General features: G+C 65.3%; 22 protein-coding genes and 1 pseudogene. 12 read left to right on the top strand and 11 right to left on the bottom strand.

The features are described from left to right. Positions 1–2 precede the first annotated feature (2 nt). The 3 genes from DVW87_RS16460 to DVW87_RS16450 all read right to left on the bottom strand — a co-directional run bounded on the left by DVW87_RS16460 (position 3) and on the right by DVW87_RS16450 (position 2,319). Positions 3–272: a hypothetical protein gene (locus tag DVW87_RS16460; protein ID WP_114688908.1), complete on the bottom strand. Its 270-nt coding sequence runs from the start codon at positions 270–272 to the stop codon at positions 3–5. A gap of 275 nt (positions 273–547) precedes the next feature. Next, positions 548–1,438: a nucleotidyl transferase AbiEii/AbiGii toxin family protein gene (locus tag DVW87_RS16455; RefSeq protein ID WP_338056396.1), complete on the bottom strand. Its 891-nt coding sequence runs from the start codon at positions 1,436–1,438 to the stop codon at positions 548–550. Positions 1,439–1,461: 23 nt separating this feature from the next. Then, the gene (locus DVW87_RS16450) at positions 1,462–2,319 is read right to left on the bottom strand and encodes a type IV toxin-antitoxin system AbiEi family antitoxin domain-containing protein (RefSeq protein WP_114688906.1); all 858 of its coding nucleotides are present in this window, start codon (positions 2,317–2,319) and stop codon (positions 1,462–1,464) included. 856 nt (positions 2,320–3,175) lie between these two features. Between DVW87_RS16450 and DVW87_RS17865 the strand changes: the two genes are divergently transcribed. Both DVW87_RS17865 and DVW87_RS16440 read left to right on the top strand, forming a co-directional pair. Then, positions 3,176–3,517 carry a hypothetical protein gene (locus DVW87_RS17865; RefSeq protein ID WP_147276294.1) on the top strand — a complete coding sequence of 114 codons (342 nt, stop codon included), beginning with the start codon at positions 3,176–3,178 and terminating at the stop codon, positions 3,515–3,517. 394 nt (positions 3,518–3,911) lie between these two features. Continuing rightward, on the top strand, positions 3,912–4,157 hold the full coding sequence (locus DVW87_RS16440) for a hypothetical protein (RefSeq protein WP_114688904.1): 246 nt from the start codon (positions 3,912–3,914) through the stop codon (positions 4,155–4,157). On the opposite strand, the gene DVW87_RS16435 is transcribed toward DVW87_RS16440, so the two are convergent. From DVW87_RS16435 to DVW87_RS16425, 3 genes are all read right to left on the bottom strand, one after another. After that, on the bottom strand, positions 4,154–5,179 hold the full coding sequence (locus DVW87_RS16435) for a ParB/RepB/Spo0J family partition protein (RefSeq protein WP_114688903.1): 1,026 nt from the start codon (positions 5,177–5,179) through the stop codon (positions 4,154–4,156). The two genes, DVW87_RS16440 and DVW87_RS16435, sit on opposite strands and share 4 nt — an antisense overlap. A gap of 45 nt (positions 5,180–5,224) precedes the next feature. Then, entirely contained in the window at positions 5,225–6,424 is a 1,200-nt protein-coding gene (locus tag DVW87_RS16430) for an AAA family ATPase (protein ID WP_114688902.1), read from the bottom strand. A gap of 164 nt (positions 6,425–6,588) precedes the next feature. Next, entirely contained in the window at positions 6,589–7,800 is a 1,212-nt protein-coding gene (locus DVW87_RS16425; RefSeq protein WP_114688995.1) for a replication initiation protein, read from the bottom strand. A 534-nt stretch (positions 7,801–8,334) separates the two neighbouring features. On the opposite strand from DVW87_RS16425, the gene DVW87_RS16420 reads away from it, so the two are divergent. From DVW87_RS16420 to DVW87_RS16395, 6 genes and pseudogenes are all read left to right on the top strand, one after another. Next, positions 8,335–9,198, top strand: a complete 864-nt coding sequence (locus DVW87_RS16420) for a DUF7146 domain-containing protein (RefSeq protein WP_114688901.1) — start codon at positions 8,335–8,337, stop codon at positions 9,196–9,198. A gap of 35 nt (positions 9,199–9,233) precedes the next feature. Then, the gene (locus tag DVW87_RS16415; protein WP_114688900.1) at positions 9,234–13,124 is read left to right on the top strand and encodes a strawberry notch family protein; all 3,891 of its coding nucleotides are present in this window, start codon (positions 9,234–9,236) and stop codon (positions 13,122–13,124) included. A gap of 30 nt (positions 13,125–13,154) precedes the next feature. Beyond that, on the top strand, positions 13,155–13,514 hold the full coding sequence (locus DVW87_RS16410) for a hypothetical protein (protein WP_114688994.1): 360 nt from the start codon (positions 13,155–13,157) through the stop codon (positions 13,512–13,514). After that, positions 13,507–14,199 carry a type-F conjugative transfer system protein TrbI gene (locus tag DVW87_RS16405; RefSeq protein ID WP_114688899.1) on the top strand — a complete coding sequence of 231 codons (693 nt, stop codon included), beginning with the start codon at positions 13,507–13,509 and terminating at the stop codon, positions 14,197–14,199. Before DVW87_RS16410 ends, DVW87_RS16405 begins: the two co-directional genes overlap by 8 nt. Further along, positions 14,180–14,515, top strand: a complete 336-nt coding sequence (locus DVW87_RS16400; protein WP_338056395.1) for a hypothetical protein — start codon at positions 14,180–14,182, stop codon at positions 14,513–14,515. Before DVW87_RS16405 ends, DVW87_RS16400 begins: the two co-directional genes overlap by 20 nt. Further along, positions 14,481–15,260: pseudogene (locus tag DVW87_RS16395) on the top strand (conjugal transfer protein TraG N-terminal domain-containing protein); the annotation flags it as partial. The gene DVW87_RS16400 and the pseudogene DVW87_RS16395, both read left to right, overlap by 35 nt. 8 nt (positions 15,261–15,268) lie before the next feature. On the opposite strand, the gene DVW87_RS16390 reads toward DVW87_RS16395, so the two are convergent. Next, on the bottom strand, positions 15,269–15,451 hold the full coding sequence (locus tag DVW87_RS16390; protein ID WP_114688898.1) for a hypothetical protein: 183 nt from the start codon (positions 15,449–15,451) through the stop codon (positions 15,269–15,271). A gap of 72 nt (positions 15,452–15,523) precedes the next feature. Between DVW87_RS16390 and DVW87_RS16385 the strand changes: the two genes are divergently transcribed. Continuing rightward, on the top strand, positions 15,524–15,844 hold the full coding sequence (locus DVW87_RS16385) for a hypothetical protein (protein ID WP_114688897.1): 321 nt from the start codon (positions 15,524–15,526) through the stop codon (positions 15,842–15,844). 363 nt (positions 15,845–16,207) lie between these two features. Here DVW87_RS16385 and DVW87_RS16380 read toward each other — a convergent pair whose 3' ends face one another. The 4 genes from DVW87_RS16380 to DVW87_RS16365 all read right to left on the bottom strand — a co-directional run bounded on the left by DVW87_RS16380 (position 16,208) and on the right by DVW87_RS16365 (position 21,082). After that, on the bottom strand, positions 16,208–16,645 hold the full coding sequence (locus DVW87_RS16380) for a hypothetical protein (protein ID WP_114688896.1): 438 nt from the start codon (positions 16,643–16,645) through the stop codon (positions 16,208–16,210). Positions 16,646–17,472: 827 nt separating this feature from the next. Next, positions 17,473–20,454, bottom strand: a complete 2,982-nt coding sequence (locus DVW87_RS16375) for a TrlF family AAA-like ATPase (RefSeq protein WP_114688895.1) — start codon at positions 20,452–20,454, stop codon at positions 17,473–17,475. Continuing rightward, positions 20,454–20,840: a type II toxin-antitoxin system VapC family toxin gene (locus DVW87_RS16370; RefSeq protein WP_064311444.1), complete on the bottom strand. Its 387-nt coding sequence runs from the start codon at positions 20,838–20,840 to the stop codon at positions 20,454–20,456. The genes DVW87_RS16375 and DVW87_RS16370 overlap by 1 nt, the downstream gene beginning before the upstream one ends. Next, positions 20,837–21,082 carry an AbrB/MazE/SpoVT family DNA-binding domain-containing protein gene (locus tag DVW87_RS16365; RefSeq protein ID WP_064311443.1) on the bottom strand — a complete coding sequence of 82 codons (246 nt, stop codon included), beginning with the start codon at positions 21,080–21,082 and terminating at the stop codon, positions 20,837–20,839. The genes DVW87_RS16370 and DVW87_RS16365 overlap by 4 nt, the downstream gene beginning before the upstream one ends. A 278-nt stretch (positions 21,083–21,360) precedes the next feature. Between DVW87_RS16365 and DVW87_RS16360 the strand changes: the two genes are divergently transcribed. The 3 genes from DVW87_RS16360 to DVW87_RS16350 are packed head-to-tail and all read left to right on the top strand — an operon-like array spanning position 21,361 to position 25,112. Then, the gene (locus DVW87_RS16360) at positions 21,361–23,043 is read left to right on the top strand and encodes a Mu transposase C-terminal domain-containing protein (protein ID WP_114688894.1); all 1,683 of its coding nucleotides are present in this window, start codon (positions 21,361–21,363) and stop codon (positions 23,041–23,043) included. Beyond that, entirely contained in the window at positions 23,040–23,963 is a 924-nt protein-coding gene (locus DVW87_RS16355; protein WP_114688893.1) for a TniB family NTP-binding protein, read from the top strand. The genes DVW87_RS16360 and DVW87_RS16355 overlap by 4 nt, the downstream gene beginning before the upstream one ends. Positions 23,964–23,966: 3 nt before the next feature. After that, positions 23,967–25,112 carry a TniQ family protein gene (locus tag DVW87_RS16350; RefSeq protein WP_114688892.1) on the top strand — a complete coding sequence of 382 codons (1,146 nt, stop codon included), beginning with the start codon at positions 23,967–23,969 and terminating at the stop codon, positions 25,110–25,112. Positions 25,113–25,282 lie beyond the last annotated feature (170 nt).

Raw genomic sequence — 25,282 nt, 5'->3', positions numbered from 1 at the left:
GGTCAGCTCCAGGTCAGGCTCATCCCGAACGAGACGACGATCGCCAGCGTCACCGGCGTCGACAAGAGGTAGAGCTTCTGCCAGCGCCACCAGGTTTTCGGCAGGAAGAGCACGGCGCCGCGAATGGTGCGGACCTCCTGCCAGGACTGCTCGCGATAGAGGCGGATGCCGGCGACTGACACTGACAGGACCATCGCGATCGCACAGCACAGGCCGGTGGCCGTGTAGAGCGCGACCCAGTTGGTCAGGTCGATTTGGGTCAGGTGCGCCATGGTCAGCCTTATAACTCGCCCTCGAGAACGATGCCGCCGACCACTGGCCGGTTCCGGGCAGGACCGAGGCGTGTTGATCCCTGAACTGAGCAAATTTTGCGATCCGCTTGTGAACACAAGCCACACCGCTGCTCATCGGGGGCGCAGATAGAAAGACAAACGGTCGACCTCCCGCGCAAACATCGTGTCGTACTTAGCGCCTCGGTCCTATACCGCCGTCGAAAACACCGAGGCTGTTCCAGCCTCGGATCACAGCGCTCAGAGATTTCTCCACTTCACGCCCCTAGGAAATCGTCGAGTGCCGTTACCTGATCCTTAAACTTTGCCGGCTGCTCGGACGCGAGCTTCGCCAGATTGAGAAGCTTCCAGCGCACTGCCGGAAGTGCTGCGACATCCGTGTCGAGGCCGAGCAATGTCCATTCCGGCTGGCCCGAGTAGAAGCTCCGCAGGAAACCGCGCGCCGGCGGCTGCCGGCTGCGATGGCTGATCTCCGTGATCAGCGTGTCGCGCGCGCCGAGCAGCTGCTCGAGCGAGACCTCCTCCAGCGTCATTCCCGCAAACTCACCGTGGTAGGCCGCTGACAGATCGAGCAGGTGCGGCGCCAAGAGTTCGTGCGGCGGACGATTATGGCTTACGAGATAGACCAGGAAGGCGGTGAACAGGTCGTCGGTGATCCCCTCGTTGGAGAGGAGGTAGAGGATGTCGAACAGGTCGCGGGGATGCTGCCGGTCAAGCGCGGCCGCGATCTTGCCGGCATAAAGGTCCGGGATCGAGACCACCTGGATCTCCGCATAGCCGAAGCGATCCTCGACCGGCGCGCGGACGCTGCGGAGCTCGGGTTCGAACACCGTTCCGCGAAGCACAGGGTTCGCCTCGATCTTGACCGCAGTCGCCCCGCTTCGAACCAGGAGGCGCGTGCCGTCCTTCGCTCCCTGCTGCTGGACCTCGGCGCCGGTCCTCGCGCGCACGCGGTCGGCAATGCGGTTTAGGGCGGAGGTCACCCCGGCCAGCGACTCCGCGCGCTCGGCGACAGGAAGGTATGTCAGGTCGATATCGACCGACAACCGTGGCAGGTCGCGTATGAACAGGTTGATGGCGGTGCCGCCCTTTAGCGCGAAGCTTTCCTCCTCGGCGATTTCGGGCAGCATTCGGACGAGCAGGGCCACCTGCGCCGCATATCGCTCGACCGTCATGGCTTGCGCCTCCTGGCCCCCGGGCCGCGCTCATGAGGAACCGTGATGAGGTAGTCCGGGTCGAGCCGGCCACCGATGACGATCTGCCGCTTGCCTGATCCGATATCCACCTCCTCGCGCCGGACCGAACGTACCCAAGCGTAGCTGTGCTGGCTGGCGAAGTAGAGGAACAGGCGCTTCGCCTTCACGCTGCGGCATGCGTGCAGGAGAGCAGTGGCGAGGCGCGGCCGCAGCGTCGTCAGGCCCTCGAACAGCTCGGCCGCATGGTCGAAGCTTACGGTGCCGGGGACCTCGTCCAGCGTTTCCAGGATCGCCCGCTCGAGGCTGGAGGCGCGGAGCAGCTGGAGGTGCGACACGGGCGACTTGTCCCCCGCGAGCATCTCCGGGCCGAGCGATCCGGTGACGAGGTCCAGCGCCCGCGTGGCTACACCGAGTTCGGGCTCGCTGAACAGCTTGCGCGAGCGCACAACAGGGTCGGCGTCAAGCGTGAGCCGGTTGAGCAGAGTCCGAGTCCGCTGGCTATCGCTGTAGATCCACAGTCGCCGCCGTCCCACAATCGCGTAATGCCAGTATCCCGCGAGTTCGAGCGCGGTCAGACCGCCGACGTGCAGCGGCTCGTTGAGCAAGTTCATCAGCGATAGGAGCGTCGTCTCCCAGCGAAGCGGCGATGTGTCGTTTGCCGAGTCTCGCCGGTAGAGACGTGGCCCGACCCGCTCGAGCCAGTCGCGTTTCACATAGTCCCGTACCGAGGATGCCGAGAGGCCTCGCTCGCGCAACCAGGCGGTGTCGACCAAATAGCCGCTTGGTAGGTCCCGCAGGAGACGGTTCAGCAAATGGCCGCGAACTGCGCTCATGACGCATCAACCTAGCAGAGTGCTAAACCAAGCGATACTACCGGTTTATCAACCAGGCCGTAAGTGCATCGTGGCCGCATTCCTGATTGCATCGCACAAACCAAGCTGGACCTAGGCCAGTCGAGTTCGCACCACCTACCACCGGTAACTCTAAAGCGTGTGCCAGCGCCACGCACACCGACCGCGGAGGGCCGACGCCCGGATCGTTCCCCCGGCTTGATCGGTCTTTGCTGCCGGCCCACCCTCGCACGATGGCATCGCCAAGTATCCATTTCGAGCGCACCGGCGGCTATTGGGTTTCGGAGCGCAAAAGCGTCGGCTTCTCGGGCGAGACCGAGATCGGACCAGTAGAGTTTCTGATCACCAGCGAGGCGCTCGCTTACCTGGTCAGTCCGAGCCTCGATGCGATCGGCCGCGCCGTTCGACCACCGTTGACGAGTTCGCTTCCTATGCAGGGTGGACCGGACGCTTCCGGGACAACGGCCGCCGTCACTGGACTGATGGGCTTCCGTTCACGCCCGCATCGGTGTCGGACGACCCCCCTTCCCCTTCTCCTGCGAACCTTCGAGCTTACCCGCTGCCACGCCCTCGCCGATCGCTCGATCGCTGCGTGGCTCGAGCTCCCGCTGATCCTCCAGCGCATTGGTTTCACCCGATCGGTCCTGCCCTGCCTCGTTATCGGCGACAAGCGGCTGAGGCTCGGCGGAGCCCCGCCCGAACTGATCGCAGCACGCTTGCTGGACGCCGCGGCGGAGGCAAGCGACAAGGCCTCGATCGACTGCTCGCCCTTGAGCAACATCGTGCACGCAGCGTCGCGGCCATTGTGCAGGAACGCCGTCCCGGGGCACTCACCAGGTTGCTGGCGCTTGCACAACTGCGGCCCTTGCTCAGCCCCCAGAGCGCCGCGCACGCACTGGGACTGACGCTATCAGGGGCCGGGAAGCTGCTAGCGAGAGCTGCCGCGCTGGAGCTGCTGGTCGAGGTGAGCGGGCGGCGGGCCTGGCGCGTCTACCTCGTGCCCGATGTCGCGGTGGAGCTCGGGCTCAAGCCGCCGCGACGTGGCCGACCGACGAGCCGGCTTCCGACGCCTGACCCTGCAGGGCCACTTTCCCACGTGATCGCCGCATTCGACCGTGAGATGGCCGCGTTCGAGGCTCGCTACGGCGCAGCCCTCACGATCGATCAGGAGAAGACCTGAGCGCTTCTCAGGTCGAATTGACATAGCGGCAATCTAGATGTCCAGGGCGGGAGGTTCCAAGCCAGGAGGGCCTTTCGACGGGTTCGATACCAACGTCCCGTTGCGGGTTCCAAGATCAACGACTGCCCCGACCAGCCCTCCTCGGCGCCTCTGCCGCGGCTTTTCAAGACGGCAATCATGACCTAGGCTGACCACTCCTGCGGAGACGCAGGCGGGGCGTGGAAACCTCGAAGAGCAAGAGCCGGTCTCTTTTTGACCGGGTGGCGGACGCGCATGTCCAGGCCACCCGGCTAAAGGCGTTCGCGCCTAGCTTGCTCTAGGTTTCCAACACCCGGTTCCGAAGTGACGACGCGCCCCGCAACGGGCGCGTCGCCGGCTTTGGCGGGGAGACGAAATGGACGACCAACGACTGGCTCATGCCCTGGCGATCGGCCTCATGCGGAAGGCGCTCGCGATCATCGACGAGCACAAGGGATCGGCCGCAGGCGCGCAACTTCAGCACGCGATCGACTGCGCGCTCGTGGAGGATCCACTCGGCCCCGAAGAGCATATCTCGCCCGACGAGGCCGTGCTGATGGTGGCGATCCCGCTCGAGGAGCCGCACGGCCACCGACTAGAGCACCAAGCTTCGGGCGGTTAGTCCGGCGACGCCGGCCAAACGCGGTCGAGTAGCTCGCGAAGGGCTTCCTCTGCTTCGAACCGAGTAGCACCACCACGCGGAAGCAGCGTTATCGTGACGCCCTTCCGACCCTGCTTGTCGATGCGCATGACTTCCGCCCCCGACGTCCCCGTCACGGCGCTCGGCGCCTTTCCTGTCTTCTTGGGGGTTCCTGTCTTCTTGGGGGCGTCAGCAGCAAGCGCCAGTAATCTCACGACATCCGCAGGGGCTTGCGGCACGCTCTCGCCATCTGCCCTCGCCTGCGCGAGGCGGCGACCCTCGGAGAGTACCCGATCTCGCCGGTCCTCGGGCTTCAGCAACGGCTTGATTTGGGTAACGTGCTTGATGCCGAGGTCATGCGGTGATGCGAACGCACCCGTGATGTCGGACGGCAATCTCGCCAGGTCGAGATAGCGGCTCAGCCAGCTCGTCGAGACGTGGATCCGCTCTGCCATCTCGAGCTGCTTGCCGCCATAGTAAGCGTCCAGCGCGCGCAGGTAGTCGCGTGCGCGCTCGTAATCCGAGATGTCCTCACGTGCCCGGTTCTCGATATCCGAGAGCCGAAACGCTTCTTCATCCGTGAGCTCGCGAATCTCGACGAGAAACCGGAAATCAGGATAATTGTGGCTGCGCAGCCAACTCACGGACCAATGCCGGCGAGCTCCGGAGATCACCTCGAAGTCATGATCCGGGTCGTCGCGTATACGGCGGACGAGCGCCGGAACTTCCTGCTTGCCTTGCGCCTTGAGGCTGTCGATCAGGTCACGGCAGCGCTCCTCGGAGAGAGCAGCGTAATCGCGATTGTGACCGTGCCACATTCGGCATCGCGCCGGGTCGATTAGTTCGACGGCTCGATTGACCAATGTTCCGGTGGCCAATTCCGCCAACCGGTTCCCCCGCCCAGCCAGCACGCCCATGCCAAGTCGCGACGACCGCGGCTGATCGCCTGGGCTCTCGATCGCATCCGCGAGCCCAGCAGCGAAATTACGGTTCTTGGCGGCCATCAGCCCCCTCCTTCCTGCGAAATTGCACCGGTGCAATTTGACCCATTACGCCAGCCCCTCACGCCTAAGCCGGCTGTCGTGGCTGGGCCACATCGAGCGGATGTCGACCTCGATCTCGCTGTTCACCCCGTCGAGATACGTCAGGCAGCGCTCACGTACCGAGCGGCTCGTTGTCGGCCCCTCGAGTTCGTAGACCGTCATCAATCGCGCGCTCGCGTTGTCGATCTCTGCGGAGTCCTTCAGCGGCGTGCGAACCAGCGCATTGCCATAAAGTTGGCCCATGAGCCCCATCAGTTCACGCTGCATCGACTTGTTCTCGTCGACCTTCGATGCGACGAACCTCAAGAAGTTGAGCTCGGTGTTCATGCCATGCTCGAGCAGCACCTGCATCGTTTCGTCGAGCATCGCCAGGAACGCGGCCGTCGAGGAGAAATCCATCACCGTCGGCGGTACCGGCACGACCAACGCGTTCGCCGCGCGCAGCACCGAGAGCGAGATCGCGCCCAAGGCGGGAGGCGGATCGATGACCACGACATCGTAGCGACCCGCAACTGAGGCGATCCCCTGCTGCAAGCGATCGAGCAAGGCCCCCTGCCCCCGCGCCATTCGCGCCGCCAGCTCGTACTCCGACTGGAACAGGCGCAGGTTCGCCGGAATCAGGTCCAATCCGTCGAAGTGTGTAGGACGGATCGCATATTCCAGACTGGTCAGCTCATCCTGCCGCAGGAAAGGGTAAAGCGTATCGCCCTCTTCGAGGTCGAGATCGGGAATATAGCCGAAGAGCGTCGACGCGGACGCTTGGCTATCGCAGTCGATCAGCAACACTCGATAGCCTTTAATGGCGAGATACTGAGCCAAGTGAACCGACAGCGTCGACTTCCCAACCCCGCCCTTGAAGTTCTGGACCGCTAGGATGGCGCACGGATCATCAGCGGCGCGCCATGGTCGCGTGCCAAACACCCCCCGCATATCATTCAGCTGTGCGAGCGTGTAGCCCACCCGCCGGTTGCTCTCCGTCCGGTCGACCTCGGGCAGCCGACCGTCCTTCTCGGCTTCTCGAATAGCCGCCGGCGTTCGGCCGACAAGATCCGCAGCCCGACCGATGGTAAAGGTCGGTTGGCGCCGATCGTCGGCGCGTCGGCTTTGCGCCCCATCGCGCAGACGTTCGAGAATGCTGGAACACCGTTCCGCCAGTGCGCTGACACGCGATTGATCCGGTCTGACGCGCGAAATAGCGGTTGCCATGCTTCTCCCTTTCGCAAGCTGAAGGAGACCTGCCGGATTTGCGCTTTTTGGTCAACGGTACGCCGCCTTTCGCAAGTGGCGGAGCGGGTGCGTCGGGAATGCCGCAAACCTGTCCGTATGGGGGCCCACCAACGGCGTTCTAAAGCGAATTGCACCGGTGCAATTTACGTCGGACGACCCTTCCGAGTGACATAGCTCTCGCAAAAGCCCTGCCAAGATTTCTGCAGTTTTGTGCCGCTGAGTTTGGCAAGCCGATCGCCCATATGACCGCGATACGCCTCCGCGATCATGTCGATGTCCCACCCGCCTCCGTGCGAGCGCCCGACCGCCAGGAATTCTTCTCCACCGAGCCAGCGAAGCGACCCGGACGGAAAGCTCGCGAACTTCGGACGGGGACCAGCGTCGCTCGCGTTCATGCGTCCAGCAAGTTGTTTGACGATGCTCGAGACTTCGGCCGCTCGTTCCCCCGACGGCTCGTCATCGGTCGCAGCTCGCGCGACCGCGCCGGGTGTCGTGCCTCCTTTAGCCTTCCCGACCGGCGCAATCGTATCCGGCGTTTCAATCAGCAGCTGCTCTACAGTTCCTTCTCTCCGCGCCCGCCGCCCCGCCGAATGGCGATCAAGCTCGTCAACGGTCCCGATCTGGGCCGGTGCATCCTTCGCCTCGAAGCGAAACTCGACCTCCGCAACCGCCCGCCCTTGTCGCGTCTCTTTCCACTCGACGCGAAAATGCGCGAGCTGGTCGATCTCGCTCTTGGCCGTTTGAAGAACCTTTCGGCGCAACTGCGCGAAATCTTTGTAGACGTCGGGAGCAATGCCCAGTGCCGCGCGCAAGGCAGTAATGTCGCAGCGCCACGTGGGCTGCCGCCGGTGAATTCGGAGCGCACCGATCTCGTAGAGCTTCAATGCATAGCTGGATCGAAAGCCCAGCACGGCTTGGCGGTTGAGGACCGCATAGGTCTCCGACTCCTGGATCAGCTTTCGTGCGTCCGGCGTGAATTCCCATTCGATCCAGCCGCTCTCAGCGCCGTCCTCGTCCTCAACTTCCTCCTTCGACATCTGGATCAACGAAAATCTGCGCGTTGCCTTCCGGCCTCGCCAGCTTCGATCGTCCTCCGCGAACAGCGTCCGGTGCAGCTCTTCGAGCATGTCGGAGATGCGCTCGTTGCCTTTGTGCCCGCGGCGGATGTCAGCCTTCCGCATGCGATGCGGCACATCTCGCCAGGCATCACCACCAGCCGTGAGGATCATCAACGCGAGCAGGCGGGAGGCCGTCAGACTGAGCGATTGTCCCTTAACGAACCGGACTTCGACAAGCCTGCCCGGCTTCGCAAACTCGTCCGTCTGCTTAGAAGAAAGAGCCTGAGCGACACGCATTGCACGACCAGCGCGCTCCTGCTCTTCTTCGGTATCTACTTCGACCAGCTGCGAATCGCTCATCGCACACGCTCCCACGCGATGGCTGCCTGACCTGACCGCCCGCGTCAAGACAGGACAGGTAAGGCGCCCTAGGCTTGCCCCCCAAGAGGTCAGGAATGTCGGCAGAAGCCAAGGGGGCGCGATCGACGGGATTGCGCGAGTCGCTCGCTGCGGCTGTTTTCTTGTGCTCGGGGACTGTTTGGAGCGAATATAAGCCGAAGCGAATAGTTGACCCCAAGAGGACAGGATGTCCCCAGCCGGTCAGGATTGTGCCCCCGATTCGGCAGGTCAACGCCCCCGAAAGGTCAGGTATAATCCCCCATCCGGTCAGGTAGGAGCGCACAACCGCCTGAAAACGCGCCGCTAATCTAGCCCGAATCAGAATCTGGAGAATCACTGAATCACTTCCGCTGCTGGCGCAGCGGCGGTTTTAACGATTTTAGAGATGAAGAAGGGGAGGGGGGGTCGAAGGCATGACCCAGGAGATGAGCCATGCCGCTGACCGCAAGACCACCCACGCAGCACCTTGTCGATCTGGTCGGCGCTCTCGGCGGCTCCTGGCACGGTTATGTTGCGACTGCTCGATGCCCAGCTCACACGGATCGGACGCCGAGCTTGTCCATCCGGCAGGGCGATCGCGGGATCTTGGTCACGTGCTTCGCCGGCTGCTCACCTCAGGACATCCTGCGCGAGCTGCATCGCATACCGCTCAGGCAGCGCTTCGACACGCCCAAAGCCGACCTGCGGCGCACCGGCAACGTGAAGCGGCTGTGGGACCAAGCGCTTTCGATCAATGGAACGCTCGCGGAGCGCTACCTTCAAGGCCGATACATCGCTCACGGTCCGGCAGATCTCCGCTTCCACCCGCGCTGTCCGCTAGGGCCCAAGCCCCGCACCGTCTTCCGACCAGCGCTGCTCGTCGGGGTTCGTGAATCTCGCCGCCTTGTGGCTTTTCAAAGGATCTTTATCGACCCGGCGAGCGGTCGCTACGACTGCAAGGTCATGCTCGGGCAACCGGGGCAGGGGGCATGGCAAGGTTATGCGCCCGCCGGCGACATCCTCGCGATCGCCGAAGGTTTCGAGACCGCCGCGGCCTTCACAGCGATTCATGGCGTGCCCTGCTGGGCAAGCCTCGGCGCACGGCGCCTTGACCAGCTCCGCTTGCCGTCAGGCGTAGAGACGCTCCTGATCGCGGAGGACAACGATCCCGAAGGCGCGAGTGCGGCCAACCGCGCTGAAGCGCATTATGCGCGCCCTGACCTGACCATCCGGCGCGCGCCGCCTCCCAAGCCTCTCAAGGATTGGGCGCTCGTTCTCGAGCGCGAACGGGAAAGGGGAGGGGGGTCGAGAGGGTAATGCTGCCGATTTGGCGGCCGATCCAGGAGACCCCCATGACCGACCTTTTCTCGACGGCAGCGAACGCCGACCGATGCGCCGCGCTCCTGCTGCAGGATCGATTCCGGTCGGGTGAGACGATCACCCGCGCCCTTCTCAACGCTGCGATGACGGAGGCCTATGGCGGCAGCGACGCACAGGGCCGCTGGACACAGCGCGAAAGTTTCGAGGTGCTGGAGCACGCCCTCGCGCTCCACCTGCGGACGCGGCCCTATGAGCTCCAGGCGCTCGCCGACGTCAGGGCTCCGATCCGCCTGATGGCGAACCTGCCGACCCAGACGGTCAGGAGCGAGGAGCAGCTCGAGTGGCAGCAGTTCTCGACGCCGGCCGACATCGCCGCGCTCGCCGTCCTCCTCGCCAATGCACAGCCCGGCGACGTCGTGCTAGAACCCAGCGCCGGCAATGGCCTCCTCGTGGCCCAGCTGCGCCAGGACGTCACTCTACAGCTGAACGAGCTCGACCCCGCCCGACGCTCCCGGCTCGCCCACAGCTTCCCCGGTGCCCAGATTTCGGGGCACGACGGCGCGGCGATCACTTCGCTGATGGCGGCATCCGAACGCCCGACACTGGTGCTGATGAACCCGCCGTTCTCCCGATCGCTCGGCCGCGGGGCCGACGATCTCGCGGCCGTGCGCCATCTGCAGGCGGCGTTGCGCCGGCTCCGGACGGGCGGTCGCCTTGTGGCAATCATGCCCGACTGGTTCGGCCCGAGCGCTCGCCTCCGCGACCTCTACGGGGCGACGCTGCGCGACGTGGCGGTGCGGACCTCCCTACGCCTCGAGAAGTGCTACGCCAAGCACGGCACGTCGATCGCCGTGCGCCTCTACGTCATCGACAAGGCGCCCGGGACCAATGTGCCGTCCACGATCCAGAGATCCTCCGTCGCGGAGTTCCTCGACGTCCTCACGATCATCGACCGGCTGAAGCCGAAGATGGACGTGCCGGCGCCCCCGGTCCGCAAGACCGGGACCACGACATTGTTCCGAGCCGTGAAGAGCACCCGCCCGGCCGAGCCCCGCGCGTTCCACGCCCCGACCCGCAACGAGGTCCTGCCCGTCGAGTTCACGCCGCTGGACACCCCCGCGCCGATCCTCGAGCAGACCGGCGTCTATCTCCCATACCGTCCGAGCCGCCTCGTGTTCACGACCGCCGGCGAGCATCCGACGGCGCTGGTCGAGTCCGTCGCGATGGGATCGATCCCGGCGCCGGTCCCCCACCATGTCCCGCGCTTGCCCGAGCGCACCGTCGCCGATCGGCTTCTGTCCGCCTCGCAGCTCGAAACCGTCGTCTACGCCGGCGACGCCTGGACCCAGATACTGCCGGGCAAATTCCGCCCCAGCAAGGAAGGCGTCGGGCTTGAGCTTGCCGACGACGGCCGCGAGTACCGGAAGGGCTTCTTCCTGGGTGACGGCACGGGCGCGGGCAAGGGGCGGCAGATCGCCGCCTGCATCCTCGACAACTGGCTCCAGGGCCGGCGCCGGCACATCTGGATCACCAAGAACGAGCCGCTGCTGGAGGACGCGCGGCGCGACTGGACCGCATTGGGCGGCATGTCGGCCGACATCCAGCCCCTCACCAACTGGAAGATCGACGACGTGGTCAAGCTCGACCAGGGCGTCATCTTCGTGACCTATCCGGCGCTCCGATCGGCGAGGAGCGACCACACCCGCCTGAAGCAGCTCATCGACTGGGCCCGCGAGGACTTCGACGGCGTGATCGCGTTCGACGAGGCGCACGAGATGGGCGGCGTCGCCGGCGGGGAGGGCGCGCTGGGGGCCAAGAAGGGGTCGCAGCAGGGGATCTGCGGAGTGCTCCTCCAGAACCACCTGCCAGGCGCCCGCGTGCTCTACGCATCGGCGACCGGGGCCAGCGACGTGAACAACCTCGCCTACGCCGTGCGGCTCGGGCTCTGGGGGCCGGAGACCGCCTTCGCCGACCGCGAGCAGTTCATCAGCGGCATCCGCAAGGGCGGGATCGCGGCGATGGAGCTGGTCGCGCGCGACCTCAAGGCGACCGGCCTCTACATGGCGCGCGCGCTCAGCTTCGCCGGTGTCGAGTACGACATCCTGAAGCACGCGCTCACCCCCGACCAGATCAAGATCTACGACACCTATGCCGATGCGTGGGGGATCATCCACCGCAACATGGAGCAGGCGCTCGAGCTCACCGGCGTCGTCGACGCGCTCGAGAACGCGACGCTCAACAGCGGGGCGAAGGCGTCGGCACGCTCGCGGTTCGAGTCGACCAAGCAGCGCTTCTTCGGCCAGGTACTTCTCAGCCTGAAGCTGCCCACCGTCATCGCCGCGGTCGAGGAACACCTAACCGATGGCAAGTCGGTCGTGCTCCAGCTCGTCACCACCGCGGAATCGATCCTCAACCGGCGTCTCGGCGAACTCAGCCCCGACGAGCGCGCGGACCTGGAGATCGACCTCTCGCCGCGGGAATACGTCATCGACTACCTGCAGCGGGCTTTCCCGACCCGGCAGATGAAGGTCTTCACCGACGACACCGGCACCGCGCGCTCGATGCCGATGGTCGATGACGACGGCAACGCGGTCTACAACCCGGAGGCCGAAGCGGCGCGCGAGCGCCTGATCGAGCACCTCTGCGCGCTGCCCCCGATCATGTCGGCGCTGGACGCCATGCTGGAGCATTTCGGGCACGACAACGTCGCAGAGATCACGGGCCGCACCAAGCGCCTCGTCAGCCGCGGCGATGGCGGCCAGAAGCTCGAGTCGCGCTCGACGCGGACCAGCCAGGTCGAGGCATCGGCGTTCATGGAAGGGCGCAAGCGCGTCCTCGTCTTCTCGGACGCGGGTGGCACCGGCCGGTCCTACCACGCCTCGCTCGATGCCAAGAACCAGCAGCAGCGCGTCCACCTCCTGCTGGAGCCGGGCTGGCGCGCCGACCGGGCCATCCAGGGCCTCGGGCGCACCCACCGCACGCATCAGGCCTGCTCGCCGCTGTTCCGGCCCGTCACGACCGACTGCAAGGGCGAGCTGCGCTTCACCAGCACCATCGCCCGCCGCCTCGACAGCCTCGGCGCGCTGACCCGCGGCCAGCGGCAGACAGGCGGGCAGAACCTGTTCGACCCGGCCGACAACCTCGAAAGCGAGTACGCCTGCGCCGCGCTCATCAGCTGGTTCCACCTGCTCCACGCGGGCAAGCTGACCAGCACCACGCTCGGCGAGTTCCAGGATCGCACCGGCCTCGAGCTCTGCGACCAAGATGGCGTGCTGAAGGAAGAGCTGCCCCCGATCCAGCGCTGGTTGAACCGCCTCCTCGCCCTGCCGATCGACCTGCAGAACCGCATCTTCGACGAGTTCCTGGCGCTTGTCGAAACCCGCATCGCCGCGGCGCGGGATGCCGGCACGCTCGACGTCGGTGTTGAGACGATCATGGTCGACCGGGCGACGGTCCGCGACGACACGCTGCTCCGCACCGACCCCGTGAGCGGGGCCACGTCCCACCTCCTGACGATCGAGATCGAGCGACGCCGCAACCCCGTGACGCTCGAGCGGATCCTCCGCATCGTCGAGGCGGACGGGACGGCCATCCCGATGAAGAACGCTAAGTCGGGAAAGGTCGCCGTCCATAGCCGACTTCAAGAAGCACGATCGCTTCGAGATGGACGACTATACGGACGCGCTCCTGCGCTCGCTCAAGCGCAACGGCTTCGAATATTCGGACATCATGATCAAGGGGCCGGAGACGCTGGCGGTCGGCCGGCTCGTTCTCGATCCCTTCTCGGCCGCGCTGTTCTCGTCGAGCCCGCGCACGTTCGCGGCGATCGAGGCGCTGGTGGCGCAAGGCCTCACGATGGACCAGGCGATCGAGCGGATCGCCTACCCCGACAACCCCGAGAAATGGGCGATGCCTGCCGATGAACCGGCCGCCATCGCGGCGGAGTGATCTTCATGGCGACGATCCCGGCAGTCGTCGACGGCGCTACGAAGGCCCCCCGGCCTAAGGTCGACGTCGGCTTCCTCCTCTACTTTTACCTGCACATGGCGGGGTTCCTGGCGACCACGCTCCTGATCACCTGGGGGCTGTTCGTCCTGTTCTTCCTCGCGATCGGCGGTCTCTCAGTCGACGGCATGATGCACCAGCTCAACAACATGGCGAGCCGGTACGTCGCGGCCGACGCGGCGCGTATCGCCTCCTTCAAGCACGTCCTCATCGTCGCGCACCTGGCTCTGTCGGCCGCGGTCATCTTCTTCCGCCGCCACAGCATCCTCCCCTCGCGCGACCCCAAGCGGAGCAAGGCCAATGGCTGACCAGCCCGAACTCGACCTCCCTTCCCCCGCGAACTCCGCCGCCCCGGCGCCGGTCGTCCGCGCCAAGCGCGGGTTCGGCGGGTTCACCCGCGCGCAGCTCGTCCTGGGCGCAGCGCTCGTGGTCGCGCTGATGTGGTCGATGTGGGTGACGAAGGCGCTCGTCGCTCCGCGCGAGGAGCATATCGTCAAGGCGAGCCTCTCCAGCATCGTCGGCGAATATGTGACCGCCCAGGCCCGCGCCGCGTCGCCACCCGCGCAGGTCGAGGCCGAGATGCGGACCTTCATGTCGTCGCTCAAGCACGAGATCCAGCGGCGCAGCGCCAAGGGTCAGGTGGTCCTCGTCGGCGAGGCGGTGCTCACCGAGAACGTGCCGGACATCACCGACAGCCTGAAGAAGGCGGTCTATGCGAGCGGCGTTCACCAGCCGCGTCCGGCGAGCGCGCAGGAGATGCAGCAGCTTCAGCAGCAGCTCGCCCCTGCCGCGGCGGCGGTTCCGCAGGCCTATGCCGTCCCGCCCGCGATGGCCGGGGGCGGCGCGACGATCGATCCGATGTCGGCGGCGCCACCTGTCGCCGGCGGGCAGCAGCCGATGCAGGTGCCGTCTGCGATGCAGGGCGTGCCCTCGGGCGTGCCCGCGGCGATGACTTCGACCTTCGGAGGTCCGAATGGCAACGGCGGTCAGTGACCCCGCGCCCCGGGCCAGCGGCCGCAAGCTGCGCTGGGGTCTGTTCGGCGCGTTCGTCGCCGGCAGCGTCATCCTCGGTGCGATCAGCGACTGGCGCGACAAGCACGCCCTCTTGATCAACACCACGGACTCGCTGCCGAACTGGGCGTTCGTCATCCACAAGAACCAGGTGCCGACGCGCGGCGAATACGTCTTCTTCCTGCCTCCCAAGAGCGATCTCGTCCGCCGCCATTTCGGCTCCAAGCCGGAGATGTTCGGCAAGATCGTCTACGGGATGCCCGGGGAGCCAGCAAGACACGCTGCGTCACGGCACTGACAACACACGCTCCTCGGACAGCTCAAGCACTTCCAGCAGCGGCGTTCGGGATGAGCACTCGAATGGTACGGGTGCAACATCGTCTGACGGCACCTACGACCGTTCCGGGGTGTTCAGCCGCGCGTCGAGCACGTCGAGCTCGTCGCTGACCCACGAACAGGCGCTCGCCCGTGCGCGGTCGTACACCGAAACGGCTCGGAAGCTGGAGGAACTGTCGCAGTCGCTATCGCGTGATGCCAGCTACGCCGAGACCCACGGCATGCAGTTGAGCGAGAACATGAGCCAGGATCTCGCGCAGTGGTATCGGGCGCAGCAGGTTTCCAATCCCGGCCTCGACGCGCCGGAACTCTGGGCGACCGACCTCAGCGATCATCAGCGGGCGGTCCGTGGCGAGATGATCACACGTTGGATGCGCGAGAAGCAGGACGGCATTCGAGAGGAGATCGCCGGGAGACTGCAGGAGCCGGACCTCGTCCAGGTCCACAGGCCCGGGGTCGACAGTGCGGCCGACGTAAGCGGATCGTACCGCCCGCACGGCGTGGCTGGCATCCCGGCTGGACCTGGGGGTGGAAACCCCGGAGCGGCACAGGCGGTCATCGAAAGGGGTGGGGAGCAGCTTGAGGGCGACCGAGCGGCGGCTCGCGCGGGGCGCACCCTTGCTGCGCAGGGCTCCGTCGACGTGCAGAGCGAGGTTAACCGCGACCACAATCGCGGCTTCTTCGTCGATCCGAAGCTGCGGGAGTGATCGCGGTGTTAGATTGCCAGCGTCATGTAAACGCCAAGAGCGATGACGAGCGCGAAGCCAAGGATTTGGCCGATGACGGTCCCGACAGTCTGGGTCTGAGCGGCGTCGGCAACCACCGGCGCATCTTCGATCAGCAGAAGTGGCCCCGACGGGCGGTCCTGCGTGACCAAGAGAGTGTGCGTGTCCAGCATGTGACGAACCTCCGAACCTTTCCAACATACAAGGTTCGAGGTTTGTTCACAAGCAGAGCAGGGAGCAGCTGAATGGCGACGCGGCAACCCCGGCAAGAGGATCGGAAAAGCCCGTTGGACGAGCTGAACCTCGCGGATACGGCGGTATTCGGGTTCTCATGGATGTTGGTGATGGCGGTCGGGCTGATGCCGATCGTCGAGGCGAGCCTGAAGCGCTCTCCGTCGATCTCGATGCCCGTCACCATCGCGTTCTTCGTCGCGGTCGCGAGCGGGATCGCGCTCCGCCGTCGCTACAGCTGGATGGGGCTCGTCCTCCACATCTTTAGCCAGATCGTGATCTGGCTCTCGATCTTCTGCATATCCCTGGCGATCGCCCTCTATGCAGCCGGGTAGATTGGGTCGGGCCCGGGATCGTGGTCGCCATCGAGTCAATCGAGCTTGGCAGAGCTATCGCGAGTCTGTGTGGGGCACGGCACCGAACGCGCGCACTCCTCGGCTTCCGCTCGCGCTGTGGCTCATGCTCGCGGCGTGCGGCTGGGCTGTGGCGCTCCATTCTCGATTTCCGGAACACGCGGCAGGGTTGCTCGGCCGATCGTGAAGTCGGGCGATACGCTCGGCCGGACGAAAGAGGATCGAGCAATCCGGACCCTGATCGGCCAGAGCCGGGCGTCGCGCAACGGCTCCACGAGACCCTTGCGGCTCGAGTGCGCCTGAGATCGACTACGGTCCTACAACGGGTGGGGCGAGAGCCGTCGTTTATCCCGCCTCCCGAGCTTTCGCGGGTGCGACGAAGGGGAATGCAAGAGGCGGGGCGTTGTGGGCAAGCAGCCAGGTCCTCGCTTGTGCCTCGTCAAAGAAGAATTGCGCCCCGCGCCCATGCGCGGCGAGCTGCGCCTGCATGCTCGCTAGGTTCGTCACGATCAGGAAGGCCAGGCGCAGGGCGCGCGGTTCCTGCCGCATCAGGAGCTGGCCGAAGGCGGCGAACCCACTCAATCCCTGGGGCGTCATCTTCCTGATGTCGACAAGAGCGACGTGTCGGTTCTGTGCCGAGGTCAGGGAACCGAAAGCGCGGTCGCGTTCTGCAATCAGGCGTTCAACGTCTTCGGCCGCGAAGGTGCCAGCAAGTCGGAAGCAGGCGAGATGGACATCGGGTTCGACGTCGACCGTGAACCAGCAGCTCGACACCTCTCCCATCCTATGTCGTCGGCGTTCGGCGGATGGTCGATCACACCACGCCCGAACTCAAGGAAAAATGGGGCTGACGTGCGACGTTCAACCCGTCAGGTCGTCATCGTGGCGCATTGATTCGTGCTTTTGGGTACGGATTGGCGATAGGCCCGCGTTGAACGGTGGTCATCGGGTTGCTTCAACCACCGGACGGCTCCGGTTATGGTCACGCGCTATGACCAAGCTCCGTCACGATCGCCCAGCCTTACGTTTTTCCGACAATGTTCGTCGGGAGCTGCACGATCGTCGTCGCTTCCTGGTGCCGCAGCTCCGGTGGCCGTGACGAAAGCCACTCCTCGACGTCTTCTACGTCCTCGCGATGACAGAGCCTATGACAGGCACCTGGCTGCATTCGATCAGCTTCCCGAGGGAGCACGGGCAACTCTCGACCAGCTTTTCGCGCGAGCAGGGCAGATGATGGAGTCGCGTTTAGCCTATGTGGAGAGCATAGGCACTCGAAAGCGCCATGGCGAACGGTCAAGCGCCTATGCGGCTGACAAGCGGGCGCTTTACGCCGCATGTTGCATCTACAATGCTCATTGTAGGGATGAGGTTCAGGACGGGCGGTCGGTGACGCGCGAATGGTTCGCTAGATTGCGCGTAATAATGGGTGCCGATTGGGGTCATTTCAGCGAGCTTGACGAGCTCCATGCGGAGACGCGAAACGGCTGACTCCATCAGGCTTCAGCTGTTCGAATCGATGCTCAGCACCTCTTCGACTACCTATGATCGGGATGGAACGGCGGGAGGTCGACAAGCTGCAGGAAGCGCGACTTCATCGACGCCATGTTAGGTCAACGCCGGAAGCGGACGCGAAGCCGCCGTGCTCGTTCGCGGAAGGCGTGCTCGCCGCCTTCCAAGATCTCGCAGACGCGTTCTCGGATGGCCGCGTCCTCCAAGCCGCCCGCCATGTAGCTGATCCCCGGCAGGCCGCCCGCCTCACGCGGCCCGGCTTCCGCGATGATGATCTGATCTGCGTCCGTGTTGACGACGAGGTTGGCGTTGTGCGTGACCATGATCACCTGGCGCTTGGCCTTGGCAGCAATGAACAGCCCGACGAGCTCGTCGAAGATGGACTTGGGATCAAGGTTCTCTTCGGGTTGGTCGATGATCAGCGGGCGATCGTCTTCCGTGTCGAGCGCGAGATAGAGCAGGAGCAGCACGATTCCGCGCGTGCCGGGGGACAGGCTCCGGATGTCGGTGCCGTCATAATCGACACTGTAGCGAACCTGGATGTGATCGGTGCTGTAGAGCCACTGCGCGAACCGCTTGAGCCACGCCCGATAGTCGACGGGGTTGCCCTTCGGCACACGCGCAGCCTCCAGCAGCTCGTCCTGGTTGTCGTCGCGAAACGAGGCCATGGCCGCGGTCACCGCTGCCGCGTCGCCGGTGCGCCAAGCCGACGCCAAGCCACGCTCAGCTCGCTCCGCCACGGAGCCGCGGCCCTGAAACTTCCCGGTATGGCGAAGGTCGAGCAGCTTCTCCCCAGCCGCGGCCCAGCGTTCCACATCGACCGACCGGCGCACGCTAAACGACAGTTTGCCGAGTGTGCCTTTCTCGGCCTCCAGCCTCTGCCGGATTGGTGCATACAGATCCCGCAGGACTTGCTCTTCGGCGAGGATGAAGTCGAAGACCCGCGCATAGCCGCTTTCCCGATCACGCAGCAGCGGTGGGATACGATCCTTGGCGGCCTGATAGTCCGCCAGGCGATCAGACAGCTTGCCGAGCTCGATGTTCTCGGCCGCGATCTTCTGTGTCAGGGCGGTGAAGCGCTTTTGGGTGTCGGTGTCGAGCGCCACCAGCTTTGTGAGCCGTGCGACTTCGGCGTCGAGCAAGGCTTGCGTCTGCTTCGACAGGTCGGCGTCGGCGGCGATCAACGGGACGGTCATGTCCGCGGGTACGGCCACCGGCTTTCCACGCCAGCCCGCGGCCCCGGAACGGGCGCTCGCCACCTCGGCCGCGATGAGAGCATCGACGTCGCCCTCATAATCCAGCAGGAATGGTGCCCAATCCGGCTCCTTGATCCGACTGGCCTTATGACGCTCCTTCGTGGCGCGCAGCGTGGCCGGTGCGCGGTTGGTCCGCAGGTCGGCCACTTCGTCGCGCAGGACGAGCAGCGCCGCCTCGCGGTTGGTGAACCACCGCACATTGCCTGCCGCCTTCTCCGCAGCCGTTGCGACTTCCGCCAGACGCTCGGCTCTTTCTTCCGTCCCCTTCGACACGAGCCGCGCACGATCGGCGGTGTACCGGGCGACCGTCTGGCGTTTGTCCTCGACCTGCTTGGCCAAGGCAGCCACGCCTTTGGTCTTCTCGATCTCGCTGCCGATGCGGTCGGATAGCGACACCAGCGCCTCTTCCTCACGTTCTCGTGCGAGACGGTGGCGGCTGACCCGGGCTTCCAGGAGATCTTGGAAATCGACCGCGCCATCACGGCTGTTCGCGTCGTGAGCATCGAACACGACACGCTCGACCTCGGCGAGCAAAGCGTCGGTCATGCCGTCGGCCGAGCACAGCCCGTCGACAAATTGCTGGGACAGGTAACGGGCTTTCGGATAATCCGAGGCGTCGGGATCATAGCTGCCGTCGAGTGGCCGCGTGTCGGTCGTGCCGTCACCCCATGTCAGGCGGACGCTGTTGCCGGCGAGCAGCTCGGAAGCGCGCGCCAGGAACGACATGGCATTTGGTGGATCCTCGGTTGCGTCGCACCCGTGTGCGATCGCGTCGGCGAGTGCGGTCTTTCCGGAGCCACGCGCACCGATGATGGCGACAAGTCCGGGGTTCAGCGGGATTCGGGGCGTCACCGCCCATGGCGCATCGACCAGATCGACGGTCGACAATACCTGAGAAAAGCTTGCGGTCGCAGGCGGTGCTTCCCCGATCCACGCCCGGCCGGCTGGCTCGATCTGCGCCTGGCGCAAGGCGTCGAAGTGTGGTGCTCCCTTTATCCACGAGTAGCGGTTGAGGTCGGGAGCCGCCACCTTCTCCAAGCTATGCGCGTCGCTGCCGTGGAGGCAGGGCTTCAGCGCGCCGTAGCGGCCGATGATGTCCGCGGTCGACGACTTGTGACCGAGCCAATAGTCCCGCTGCGACGGTGTGCTTGCGAAGATGATGTGCGCAAACGCCTCGATCTCCTGGCGAAGCGTCCGATCGGCTGCGTCGCGCACGCCCGAAGCGCCATCGGTGCTGCCGCCGGCGACCGCGATCAGCACGTTCTCCTGGGCCCAGTCGCTGTTTGCATAGGCGTCGCGCAGCTGGTCGAGCGAGACCTTGAATTGCCGTGACCCTTCCGAGAGCGCCGCTACCGTGTCCCGGATCTCGGGGTCGCTGCGGCGTCCCAGCGCCACCAGCTCCTCAGGCGTGCAGGCGAACGTCTCGCCATGGGCACGGAAGGTCAGGCGGGTGAGCAGGCGTTTGATCTGGCTGACATGATCGTCGGTTTCGGGGCTGACCAGAAGATGCACGTTGACGAAGGCGTTCCGGACCGTGCCGATCCCAAGGCGCATCTCGATGTTCGGAAACAGCAGGGCGCAGTCAGGAAGCCGCCCGGCTCTCTTATCCGCGCGGAGGCGTTCATAGCAGTCCAGACTATAATAGTCGGTCACGCCGATCGCGCGCAGCGTCGGCTGCGCCTGCTCGAGTCGATCGAGATAGTCGTCCCATGAGGTGGCGCCGCCGAACTGATCGTTCAGCTTGGTGCCGGGCGCGTGAACGTGCGGGTCCCAGCGATGCCATTGCGCGCCGATCGCCAATGACGCGCCTGCGTTGGGGTCAGGCATCACCGGATCGCCACGACCTTGACGCCGGCAGCGTCGGCGACCTTCTTCCAGTCGAGATCACTGGTCCAAGCGGGCAGACCGTCGCGCTGCGCCAACGCAAGACAGACCCGGTCGCCCAGGCTCAGCCCCGCTTCGGCTGTGACGGCACGAAGCCGGCCGGCAAGCTGAGCGAGACTCTTGTCGACCGGCACCACGCTCATCGGCAACGGATCGAGCATGGCGTCGACTTCGCGGGCAGGCATGCCGGCATGGATAAAGTGGCTGACAACCTCGGCATAGTTAACGCTGCTTACCCGCGCGTCGGCGATGGCACCGGCCACCTTCGCAGCACCGCGCTCGCCTTTGAGCATGGCGATGAGGGCGGACGCATCGAAGACGACGCTCATTCGCCGCTTTCGTCGCGTCGGCGGGCAAGGAAAGCGTCGACCGAAGCGTCGGGGTTGCCGCCGGTGAATTGTTTGGCGAGCGCCTGAGCACGCGCCACGGCCTGCGCTGCAGTGCGCAGCACGATACCGTCGTCCGTCTCGTCGACATAGACCGCGCCGCCTTGGGCAAGCCCTAAGCGTTTTCGGATGTCTGCCGGAAGGCTCATGCGCCCACTGGCTGTCACTGTGACCTGTAATGTCATCGCAAACCTCCGCTGCCTTGGTGTGGCGGACAAGTCCCAGTGTGGCGTGTTCCGCCCGATCCGGCAAGAGCCCTGCCCTGCGCCAAGACAGCCCTCTGTCCGATAAACTGCCTTATCGGACACTGGACAGCAGCGCGGGGAAGGGGCATGTCGGTTCTCCTGAAAGGGTGGACTCGCGGCTAGATTGCCGCTGAGCGATGACCTGCACCTGAAACAGTGGACATTGTTCCCGAAACAGCGGACGATCGCCTAGCTGGGACCAGCCGAGGCGTCGTGCCATGCGAACCGCGGACCTGAGGACGGCGAGCGACGCCGACTGGGCGGAGGCGCATCGCCGCGAGAAGATCATTCGCCCGCTCGCCTCGATGACGCGCGTGCCCGGCGATGTGGCCACCCAGGCCATGGTCCAGCTGGAACTCGGCCGCGCTCGCTTCCACAAGCTCCTGCAACTCTACCGAGCCTCGCCCGCTGCGGCGTCACTGCTGCCGCGACCGCGAGGAAGGGGGAAGGGGGAGCAGCGGCTCTCGGCCGCGGCTGAGCATCTTATCGCTCGCGGCATCGCTGATTTCTACCTCACGCTCGAGAAGCCCAGCGTTCAGGCGCTCCGCCGCTGGCTGCGACACGAAGGAACGAAGATCGGGGTCAAGGTGCCCAGCACCAAGGCGATTCAGGCCCGATTGGACCGGCTCGCTCCCCAGATCGTTATGGCCCGCAGACAGGGTGCCAAGGCATCCGCTGACAAGTGGGAGCCAACGCGAGGCGTGCTCGAGGCGAACTACGCGCTTGAGCTCGTCCAGTCGGACCACACGCTGGTCGACGTGATCGTTGTCGACGACCTGTACCGCAAGCCTATCGGCCGGCCCTGGCTCACGCTGATGATCGACGTGGCGAGCCGAACCGTGCCCGGCTTCCACCTCGACATGCTGGCGCCGTCCGCTGTTTCGGTCGGTATGTGCATGCGGCACGCCGTTCTCCCCAAGCGGGACTGGCTGGCCGAGCGGAGCATGACGGCACCGTGGGACAGCCAGGGGCTCATGGATCGGCTTCACCTCGACAATGCGCGCGAGCACCGCTCAGACGCGCTGAAGCGCGGCTGCCGAGCTCATTCGATTGCGCTCGAATATCGGCCGGTGCGTCGGCCGCACTTCGGCGGTCACATCGAGCGGCTGATTGGCACGATGATGGGGGCCGTCCACCTCCTACCCGGAACGACCTTCTCGAACGTCGCCGAGCGTGGCGACTACGATGCGGAAGGTGAGGCGTGCATGACGCTGAGCGAGCTGGAAGTCTGGCTCGCCGCGCAGATCATCGGCCCATATCATGCGGAGCGGCACCGCGGGATCGGCATCCCGCCCGCCCTTGCTTGGGCCGAGGGAATGGAACGACGCCCGGAGCTGGTCCGCCTTCCGGCCGACGATGCCGCGTTCCTGTTCGACTTTCTACCCTGCGAGCTGCGCGCCGTGACACCACACGGCATCGAGCTGTTCCGCACTCATTATTGGGATGATGCGCTATCCTGCTGGTACACGCGGCCGGGGCAGACGATGCCGGTGCGCTGGGATCCCCGCGACCTTTCGCGCGTCTGGCTCGAGCTACCACACGGCGAGCACCTCGAGGTGCCCTACCGCGATCTGCGGCGTCCCGCGATCACCCGCTGGGAACAGAAGGAGGCGGTTCGCACTTTGCGGGAGCGCGGCCAGCAGGCTGTCGACGAGACGCTGATCTTCCAGGCTGTGGAGACCCAGCGATTGATCGTCGCGGAAGCGGCGCACAAGACCAAAGCCGCGCGGTTCGCGCTTCAGCGGACCAAAGCGGCACTGCGCGACGCCCGTCGGGCGAGGGGTGGCAGCAAGCTCCGGCTTGAGCAGGTAACCCCTGCCGTTGGCTTATCTGCGGTAGAGGAGAGGACGGGCGGCGATCAGCCGGGGCTTCCTTATCTTGTCGAGGAGATGCCCCGATGAGCGACCTCTCCCATCTCGCCGATCGTTATCGCGAGCGCGCGCGTTGGCCCGACGCCGACCGGATCGCCTGGATCCGCAAGGACCGGTGGCTCGGCTTCCCGAAGGCGGAAGCGGTGCGCAAGACCTTGGACGCGATGCTGCGCTATCCGCCGCGCACGCGCATGCCGTGCCTGCTGATCTACGGCCAAACCGGCATGGGCAAGTCGCGCATCGTGGAGCGCTTTGAGGCAGAGAACCCGCGCGGGTTCAATGAGGCGATCGGCGTGGCGACGATACCGGTCGTCGCCGTCCAGCTTCCACCGCAGCCGACCGACGGCGAGTTCTACGGCGAGGTGATCGAGAAGCTCGGCGCCGGCTTCGCCGCGCGGGGGGACACGCAGCGTGCGCGCCTCCTGACTCGCCGGCTGATGGGGCAGGTGGGTGCTCGCATGCTGATCCTGGATGAGATCAACCACATGCTGGCCTGCACGCCGCGCCAGCAGCGCATCTTCCTCAACACGATCCGCTATCTCGCGAACGACCTGCAGATCCCGCTCGTCTGTACCGGCAACCACGAGGCGCAGGCGGCGCTGCTCACCGACGCGGCGCTCGCCGAGCGGTTCGACGCGGTCGAGCTGGCTCGGTGGCAGAACGACGAAGCGTTCCGCCTGTTGATGGTCACGCTAGCTGCGATCCTGCCGCTTCGGAGACCTTCACAGCTGGAAGAGCAGCGTTGCCGCACGTCGGTACTCGATCTCTCCGACGGCAATACCGGGCGCATCTTCCGCCTCGTGGAGACGTTGGCTGTTCGTGCGATCGAGAACGGCAGCGAATGCATCGAGGCCAGCGACCTCGATGCCGACGACCTCGTGCTGCCCTCGGTCAGCATGAAGGTGATTGCCCAGCGCCGGGGGCGGGCGCGGGCCAGGGAAACGGTCTGAGCCGTGCCGGGCGCGCTGCCGATCGCGCCACGGCCTCATTCTGACGAGCTCATCTCCTCCTGGCTGGCGCGCATCGCCGCTTGTTACGAGGTGTCCATCACTGAGTTGCGGCAGGAGCTATCCCCCGGCAATGCAGGCACCAAGGTCAGAGCGGACGTAGGATGGAAGGGGTCGGAGGCGAAATCCGCGGCGCAACGGCTCCGCGTCGATCAGAATGCGATCATGCGCCTCAACCTGAAGCGCCGCTGGCCGTGGCTGGTGACCGCCTGGTTGCCACGAACCGACGGAAAAGGGCGAGCGCGAGGCGAGCTCGATCTCGCCTGGTGCCATGTCTGCCTTGCTGAGGGCCACGCCACAGGTGGCGCCTACCTCGATGCCGAAGCGGCGCTCCCGCTCATCTTCTGTCACCGGCACGGCACCTGGCGGCAGGACTTCTGCCGCCGCTGTCAGCCCCACCAGGAGCCCCGCTTCAGCTGGCGGAGCCGGATCGAGTTCACCTGCACCGACTGCGGCGTACCTCTCAGAATGAACCATTGGAGCGGCCCGAAACCAGCGTCCGACTGTCGGTCGGAGGAAGTGTCCGCCGCCTTAAACCTGCTGTTCGCCTTCGATGGCGAGTTGCGGAAGGCGCTGCTCGGCAGGTCTGCGTCGCTGAGCGGGGTAGGGCAGGTCTCGGCTCGGCAGTTCCTCGCCGTGTTGGACGGGCTCACGCGAGCTTTTCTCGCTCCCGACATCAACCGCACCAGCCGCATAAACCTGTTCAACAGCCCGCTGGTACCGAACTTGCCCAATCACGAGCCGCAAACCTGGGAAGAGCAGCCCTTTCACGAGCTGTCGCCTGCATATCGTGCTCACGTCTCATGCGCTGTCATCGCACTGCTGTCGGATGAGCCGGTCAGCCGCCTGATGTCGGGCGTGAGGCTCGCTTGCGAACGGCATTCGCTCGAATGGCTGCTCGCCAGCACGCCCAAATGGGTCCAGGCGACGCTGGTCCGCGAAAGCACCCGCTGGCCGGCACCGCTCCGCGCGCGCGTCGTGGCGCATCATCGGCGGACGGGCCTGGACGTCGACGACATTCTGGAGCAGTTTGGCGCGTGGCTTGACGAGCGGGAGCAGCGCTTACGCGAACGAACGTCGCTGATCGGATAAGGGCGCAACAAACCCCTAAACAGCTAATCTATCGAGCAAATCTGTGTTGCTGCCAGTTAGAAAAGACACATTCGCCGCCAATTAGAAATGACACTCGGTTGGTAGCAGCGGGGGCAGCGTGGAGCCATCCACAAGCGCAGCGCTGACCCCGCTGTGGCACTGCCCTGTCC

It is taken from the genome of Sphingomonas aracearum (assembly GCF_003345355.1).
GTDB lineage: Bacteria > Pseudomonadota > Alphaproteobacteria > Sphingomonadales > Sphingomonadaceae > Sphingomonas > Sphingomonas aracearum.
Note: the sequence above shows the minus strand (reverse complement) of the source record. Positions and strands in the feature narration are given on the sequence as shown.